We start from the raw sequence: 6,918 nt of genomic DNA, 5'->3' as shown, positions 1-6,918 counted from the left end.
CCCGCGCCGCGGCGGAGCTGACCGGCCGCGCCCCGGCGACCGCGGCCCGGCCCCGACCGGCGACCGGCAGCCACCGCACTCCCCCGCCGCGCAGCAGCTTCTCCTCCGGACAGCGGGCGCTGCTGTGGGCAGCCGGGGTGCTCGGCGCCCTGGCCATCGTCATCGCCATCCTGATCGTGCTCAACGCCCAGGACCGCCGCGATCGCGAGAACCAGCCGCCACCGACCATCACCACCACGATCACCGAGACGACGCCCTACTCGCCGACCGCGATGGCGCCGCGTCCGACCTCTCCGGGAAGCGACGGCCATGCTGGAGAACAATTACGGGTAACCGGACACGATGTGCTCGCGTCCGCCCTCTCCGCGTGGGAGCCGGGATTCCGGCTACTGACCGCTTCAGAACAGACACCGCAATGACGACCCCTCAGCATCTGTCCGACAGGTACGAACTGGGCGAGATCCTCGGCTTCGGCGGGATGTCGGAGGTTCACCTCGCCCGGGACACCCGGCTGCACCGCGACGTCGCGATCAAGGTGCTGCGCGCCGACCTGGCTCGCGACCCGAGCTTTTATCTGCGCTTCCGCCGCGAGGCGCAGAACGCCGCCGCGCTGAACCACCCCGCGATCGTCGCGGTCTACGACACCGGCGAGGCCGAAACGCCGACCGGGCCGCTGCCGTACATCGTGATGGAGTACGTCGACGGGGTGACGCTGCGCGACATCGTGCACAACGACGGCCCGATGGAACCCAAACGCGCCATCGAGGTGATCGCCGACGCCTGCCAGGCGCTGAACTTCAGCCACCAGCACGGCATCATCCACCGCGACGTCAAACCCGCCAACATCATGATCAGCAAGACCGGCGCGGTGAAGGTGATGGATTTCGGCATCGCCCGCGCGCTGGCCGACTCCAGCAGCGTCACCCAGACCGCCGCGGTGATCGGCACGGCCCAGTACCTGTCGCCCGAGCAAGCCAGCGGCAACGCGGTCGACGCCCGCTCCGACGTCTACTCGCTGGGTTGCGTGCTCTACGAAATCCTCACGGGCGAACCACCTTTCGTCGGGGACACCCCGGTGGCGGTGGCCTACCAGCATGTGCGTGAGGACCCGGTCCCGCCGTCGCAGCGCAACCCCGACGTGCCGCCGGAACTGGACGCGGTGGTGCTCAAGGCGCTGGCGAAGAACCCCGACAACCGCTACCAGACCGCCGCCGAGATGCGCGCCGACCTGGTGCGGGTGCACAGCGGTGAGCAGCCCGAGGCGCCGAAGGTGCTCACCGACGCCGAGCGCACGTCGCTGCTGCTGTCGGCCCCCCCTGCCCATGAGCGCACCGAGCCCATCGACGACGTGGCCCGGCCGCTGCCCCCGGAGTATGCGGACCGCGAACGCCGCGGCTCGGTCGGTCGCTGGCTCGTCGCGGTGGCCGTGCTGGCGGTGCTCACGGTGGTGGTGACGGTCGCGATCAACATGTTCGGCGGGGAGACCCGCGAGGTGCAGGTGCCCGACGTCAGCGGGCAGGTCAGCGCCGACGCCATCGCCGAACTGCAGAACCGCGGTTTCAAGATCCGCACCCAGCAGCAGCCGGACTCCGAGGTCCCGCCCGACCACGTGATCAGCACCGAGCCCGGCGCCAACAGCTCGGTCGCGGCGGGTGACGAGGTCACCATCAACGTGTCCACAGGCCCCGAGCAGCGCGAGGTGCCCGATGTCCGGAGCCTGTCCTACGACGACGCGGTGGAACGCCTGACCGAGGCGGGCTTCGAGAGGTTCAAGTCGTCGACGTCACCGTCCACGCCGGAGATGAAGGACAGGGTGCTGGGCACCAACCCGCCGGCCAACCAGACCTCGGCGATCACCAACGAGATCACGATTGTGCTCGGGTCCGGACCGGAGAGCAGGACCGTTCCGGACGTGTCGGGCCAGATGACGGACAGCGCGCGTCAGATCCTCAACGCGGCGGGCTTCACCAACACCGTTCCCGTCGAGGTCGACAACACCGCGCCCCGGGGCCAGGTGGTGGGCACCGTGCCCTCCGCCGGGCAGACGGTGCCGGTGGACTCGGTGATCCAGTTGCAGGTGTCGCGGGGCAACCAATTCGTCATGCCCGATCTGACCGGCCAGTTCTGGGCCGACGCCGAGCCGCGGCTGCGCGCGCTGGGCTGGACCGGTGTGCTGGACAAGGGCGCCGACATTCCCGACAGTGGGCAGCGCACCAACGCCGTGGTGCGTCAGAGCCCGCCGCCGGGCACCGGGGTCAACTTCGGCGCGACGATCACGCTGAGCTTCGCGTCGTAGCCGCGGCCACCGCGTCGGCGACCTCGGCCTCGAGCCGGCGCACCAGTTCTTCGTCGGGTGCGCCGCCGCAGTAGCCGAGCCAGTTGGCGAGCATCCGGTGTCCGCCCTCGGTGAGGATCGACTCGGGGTGAAATTGCACCCCGTGAATCGGCAGCTCGACGTGCCTGACCCCCATGACGACGCCTCCGTCGGTGCGCGCGATGACGTCTAGTTCGGCGGGCACCGTTTCGGGCAGGATCGTCAGCGAGTGATACCGCGTCGCGGTGAACGGGTTCGGAAGCCCTTGCAGCACACCGGTATTGGAGTGATGCACGGTGCTGGTCTTACCGTGCAGCAGTTCGGGTGCGCGGTCGACGGTTCCGCCGAACGCCACGCCGATGGCCTGGTGGCCCAGGCACACCCCGAGCAGTGGCGTCTTCGCGGCCGCGCAGGCCTTCACGAGCGGAATCGACGCGCCCGCCCGCTCCGGGGTGCCGGGGCCCGGACTGAGCAGCACGCCCTCGAAGGTCTCGGCGGCACGCGCGACGTCGGCGTCGGTGCCGAGGCGGGCGTCGTCGTTCCGCCAGACCTGCGCGTCCACGCCGAGCTGGCCCAGGTACTGGACCAGGTTGAACACGAAGCTGTCGTAGTTGTCGACGACCAAGACCTGCACCAGGCAAGGCTACCGACTGCGACTTCGGCGTACTTCGTCACGCCCGCCGTGACGACCGCGCCCAAATCGCTCAGTAACCCACCGGGCCCGCCGGCTTGGCGAACTCCATCCGCACGGGTTGGGTGTGTCCGACGATCTCGACCGCGGCACGGGGCTCCTCGGAGTACCCCAGCCCGAACCGGACCACGTACTGCCGGTACAGCTTGACCAGCGGCGCGTCGGCCAGGGCGGCCTGCATGGCCTGCGCGTCACCGATCGCGGTGATCACGTACGGCGGGCTGTAGGTGCGCCCGTTGAGCAGCAGCGTGTTGCCCACGCACCTCGGCGCCGACGTGCCGATGATGCGCTGGTCCTGCATCTGGATACCCTCGGCGCCCGCGCTCCACAGCGCGTTGAGCACGGCGTCGATGTCCTGCTGGTGTACGACGAGGTCGTCGGGGGCGGCGTCGCGCGGGAAGCGGCCCTCGGCGTCGCGCTGGGCGTCGTTGAGGGTGACGACGAGACCGGGGCCGCGCATGGGGTCGAGGCCGGCCTCGACGGCCAGCCGGTCGGCGCGGGCGGTGATGGCAGCGAGGGCGGCGTCGGCGGCGGGGGTGCCGCCGTGGTGGCTGTCGAGCGCGGCTGCCAGTGCGTCGCGTTCGGCGCTGAGCCGCTCCACCGACTGCTGGGTTTCGCGGACCAGGTCGACGAGCCGGGGGGCGTCGCTGCGCCGGATCTCGTCGCCGCCGGAGACGCCGTGGGTGGCGGCCAGCAGGATCCCGGCCAGCAGGCAGACCGCGGGAACGCCGAACCGCCACGCGCTGCGTTCACGCGCCTGCGGGGGAGCGGTGGGCTCCATCGGCTGGTCTCCTCGGCGGTGGTGCTGCGATAGGCTAGCTACATCGTCGCACCGTGTGACCCCGATTGCTCGCGAAGGTACCCATGCCCAAGTCCAAGGTTCGTAAGAAGAACGACTTCACCATCAATCCGGTGAGCCGGACCCCGGTCAAAGTCAAGGCCGGACCGTCGAGCACCTGGTTCGTGGTGTTGTTCGTGAGCCTGATGCTGATCGGCCTGGTGTGGCTGCTGGTGTTCCAGCTCGCCGCATCGGCCATCCCGTTCATGGCCGACCTCGGTCCGTGGAACTACGCGATCGCCTTCGCCTTCATGATTGTCGGGTTGTTGCTCACCATGCGGTGGCGCTGAGACCACCCGCCCGCCGAATGAATTCATCTTTGTCAACCGGCGTTACCCGTTTCACAACTTCGCTGTCACCAGATCACACGGGTGTGATTCATCCCCATTGGGGATAGCACCTGTGGATAACCTCGTTCCCGGCGGTGAGAGGGTGTTAGCAGACCATGCAGCAAACTGAATGGAGCCCTCCGGCGCTCGGAATCGCAGCGTGCGGCGTAGGGGGACTTATCTTGGCTACCCTCGTTGTGACCATAATCACAGACCCGCCGGGCCGCATTCTGGGTGGCGTTGCCGCCGTCGGATTGCTGGCGTTCGCAACGATGTCCTGGCGTGCCAGGCCCAAGCTGGCGATTGCCGAGGACGGCCTGGTGTTCCGCGGCTGGGCCGGTGCCCGGCACCTGCGGCCCGCTGATATTCGGCGGATCCGGATCACGGAGTTCAACCGGCTGGCCCGCAAGCAGCGCTTGCTCGAGATCGACACCGTCGACGATCAGCTGCTGGTTCTCACCCGGTGGGACCTGGGCACCGACCCGCTGAACGTGCTCGACGCGCTCACGGAAGCCGGTTACGCCGGCGGGCCCGGGTGATTTCGGTGCGCTAAGCAGCGGCTAGCGCGCGTTGGCGCACCCAAATCGCCCTAGCTGATCGTGATCGAGTCGATGACCACGGGATCGGTGGGTCGATCGTTGCGGTCGGTCGCGGTCGAGGCGATCGCGTCCACCACCTTCTGCGACTCGGGGTCGACCACCTCACCGAAGATGGTGTGCTTGCGGTTCAGGTGCGGAGTCTTGCCGACCGTGATGAAGAACTGCGAGCCGTTGGTGCCGGGGCCGCGGTTGGCCATCGCCAGCAGGTAGGGCTTGTCGAACTGCAGCTCGGGGTGGAACTCGTCGGCGAACTCATAGCCCGGCCCGCCCCGTCCGGTGCCGGTCGGGTCGCCGCCCTGGATCATGAATCCGGCGATGACGCGGTGGAAGATGCCGCCGTCGTAGAACGGGCCCGACGAGCCGCCCGATGCGTTCTCGCCGCGGTACTCCTTGCTGCCTTGCGCCAGGCCGACGAAATTGGCGACGGTCTTGGGCGCGTGGTTTCCGAAGAGGGCGATCTTGATGTCACCGCGGTTGGTGTGCAGTGTCGCGGTCGCTGTCTGAATAGGGCTCGTCACGGGAAGTCAGTGTGCCACGTGCGCGTCGGCGCCCAACGGGCACCGCTGTGTTGCCGAGGATGGCAGTCTGGTAGCGATTGCGGAGCAGCTGCGAGAGAGGTGTTCGATGGGCACGAAGACAGAAGAGCGGTTGACCCCGGGACAGCGGTTGAGCCGCGGGCTGAAGTATTCGGCGGTCGGCCCGGTCGACGTCACCCGTGGTGCGCTGGGCCTCGGGCTCAGCGGCGCGCAGTCGTCCGCCAACTGGGTGGGGGAGCGCTACCGCCAGGGCCGGCTGAAGGAACAGCTGAGCAAGGAACTGGCCGCCGCTTCGGAGGTGATCGGCTCCGAGCTCGCCGCCGCCCAGGAGGTGGTGGCGGGCCTGCCGCAGGCGTTGACGAAGGCTCGCGCGCGGCGGCGCAGGCGGCCGCTGCTGTTGGCTGCGATCGGCGTGGTGGTGCTGGCCGGGGGAGCGGTCGCGTTCTCGATCGTGCGGCGGTCGGCGCAGCCGGAGCCGTCGCCGCTGCCGCCCAGCGTCGAGGTGACGCCCAAGCCGTAACCGCATGCGAGGCAGCGCATTTCGTATGCTTGTGGAGCCTAGGAGAATCGAACTCCTGACATCTACCTTGCAAAGGTAGCGCTCTACCAACTGAGCTAAGGCCCCGTGATCGTTCCGGCCACGGCGGTGGCTATGCGACGTGCCACACCTCGGGACCGTGCCGCGACCGCCACACCGTGACGGCCGCCACTGCGGCGATACCGGTGGCGAGCAGCAGCGCCAGCCTCATGGTCGAAACCTTTCCGTGGGGCTAGGAGGACTCGAACCTCCGACCTCTTCGTTATCAGCGAAGCGCTCTAACCGCCTGAGCTATAGCCCCGTACGCCCTCTGGCCGAGCGACGAGATTACCGTAAGGATAAGCCGCCGCCCAAACTCAATCCCGATCGGCCAGCGTGACTTCGATGCCGCCGACCAAGTCGGTGGTGAGGTTGTAGACGAACGCCCCCACGGTGGCCATCGCGGTCAGCAACACGATGTTGACCAAGCCGATCAACGCCGCGCTGCCGAAGATGGTTCCGCTGGACACCAATTCGCCGCCGGAGGCGCCGCTGGCGCTGGTGAGCAGATCGCCGACGTTGCTGTTGAGCTTGCTCCACACGCCCATCCCGCCGAGCGCCAGGTACAGGAACGCGACGGCGATCATCCACACGAAGAACAGTGCGACGGACAACACCAGCGACACCTTCAGCGTGCTCCACGGGTCGATCCGCCGGATCTGCATACTGGCCCGAACCGGGCCGTGGTGGCGGGTGCCGACCTGGATGCGGCTGGTGGGGCCGACCGGGCGGCTGGCCGGTTCTGCGGTCGGCCGTTCGGCGGCGGGTTTGCGCTGCGCCGGCCGCGGCGTGGGCCCGGACAGGTCCGGCAGCTCGCTGCTGTAGGCCTCCGGCCGGCCCTGCCGGGTGTCGGGACCGGCCTGCCGGGTGTCGGGACCGGGGGAGTGGCTGGCGGCCCGCGCCGCGTCGTCACCCTGCTTTTCCGGCGGACGGGGCTGCTCCGGCGGCCGCGGTTCCTCGGCGCGGGAGCCTGGCCCGCGCCCGGCCACCGGGCGGTGCCGGGGCGGTGCCTCCTGGGGCCGGTGCGCCGTGCC

Annotated in this window: 8 protein-coding genes, 2 tRNA genes and 1 pseudogene; 5 read left to right on the top strand and 6 right to left on the bottom strand. The window is 69.1% G+C overall.

The window, feature by feature from the left end:
* Both MELE44368_RS27365 and pknB read left to right on the top strand, forming a co-directional pair.
* Positions 1–419 (top strand): annotated as a pseudogene (locus tag MELE44368_RS27365) (serine/threonine protein kinase); the annotation flags it as partial.
* Positions 416–2,296 (top strand): Stk1 family PASTA domain-containing Ser/Thr kinase, encoded by a 1,881-nt coding sequence (gene pknB, locus MELE44368_RS22655; protein WP_128110555.1) that lies wholly within the window; start codon positions 416–418, stop codon positions 2,294–2,296. The pseudogene MELE44368_RS27365 and the gene pknB, both read left to right, overlap by 4 nt.
* Here pknB and MELE44368_RS22650 read toward each other — a convergent pair.
* Positions 2,274–2,948 (bottom strand): aminodeoxychorismate/anthranilate synthase component II, encoded by a 675-nt coding sequence (locus MELE44368_RS22650; protein ID WP_128110554.1) that lies wholly within the window; start codon positions 2,946–2,948, stop codon positions 2,274–2,276. The two genes, pknB and MELE44368_RS22650, sit on opposite strands and share 23 nt — an antisense overlap.
* A gap of 70 nt (positions 2,949–3,018) precedes the next feature.
* Positions 3,019–3,786, bottom strand: coding sequence for a DUF881 domain-containing protein (locus tag MELE44368_RS22645; protein ID WP_128110553.1), 768 nt, complete (start codon positions 3,784–3,786; stop codon positions 3,019–3,021).
* A gap of 83 nt (positions 3,787–3,869) precedes the next feature.
* On the opposite strand from MELE44368_RS22645, the gene crgA reads away from it, so the two are divergent.
* Both crgA and MELE44368_RS22635 read left to right on the top strand, forming a co-directional pair.
* Entirely contained in the window at positions 3,870–4,133 is a 264-nt protein-coding gene (gene crgA / locus MELE44368_RS22640; RefSeq protein ID WP_128110552.1) for a cell division protein CrgA, read from the top strand.
* A gap of 155 nt (positions 4,134–4,288) precedes the next feature.
* Complete coding sequence (locus MELE44368_RS22635) at positions 4,289–4,711, top strand: PH domain-containing protein (RefSeq protein WP_128110551.1); 423 nt, start codon at positions 4,289–4,291, stop codon at positions 4,709–4,711.
* Positions 4,712–4,761: 50 nt separating this feature from the next.
* Here MELE44368_RS22635 and MELE44368_RS22630 read toward each other — a convergent pair whose 3' ends face one another.
* Positions 4,762–5,289, bottom strand: a complete 528-nt coding sequence (locus MELE44368_RS22630; protein ID WP_046754405.1) for a peptidylprolyl isomerase — start codon at positions 5,287–5,289, stop codon at positions 4,762–4,764.
* Positions 5,290–5,395: 106 nt separating this feature from the next.
* Here MELE44368_RS22630 and cwsA point away from each other — a divergent pair, with 106 nt between their 5' ends.
* Positions 5,396–5,827, top strand: a complete 432-nt coding sequence (gene cwsA / locus MELE44368_RS22625) for a cell wall synthesis protein CwsA (RefSeq protein WP_128110550.1) — start codon at positions 5,396–5,398, stop codon at positions 5,825–5,827.
* Positions 5,828–5,859: 32 nt separating this feature from the next.
* On the opposite strand, the gene MELE44368_RS22620 is transcribed toward cwsA, so the two are convergent.
* The 3 genes from MELE44368_RS22620 to MELE44368_RS22610 form a co-directional block, all read right to left on the bottom strand.
* Positions 5,860–5,932 (bottom strand) — tRNA-Ala (locus MELE44368_RS22620).
* A 140-nt stretch (positions 5,933–6,072) separates the two neighbouring features.
* A tRNA-Ile gene (locus MELE44368_RS22615) sits at positions 6,073–6,146 on the bottom strand.
* A gap of 55 nt (positions 6,147–6,201) precedes the next feature.
* A partial coding sequence (locus MELE44368_RS22610) for a DUF3566 domain-containing protein (protein ID WP_128110549.1) occupies positions 6,202–6,918 on the bottom strand: 717 nt, incomplete at its 5' end.

Source organism: Mycolicibacterium elephantis DSM 44368 (genome assembly GCF_004014805.1).
GTDB lineage: Bacteria > Actinomycetota > Actinomycetes > Mycobacteriales > Mycobacteriaceae > Mycobacterium > Mycobacterium elephantis.
The sequence above is the reverse complement of the archived record's forward strand: the minus strand, read 5'-3'. Positions and strand labels throughout refer to the sequence as shown.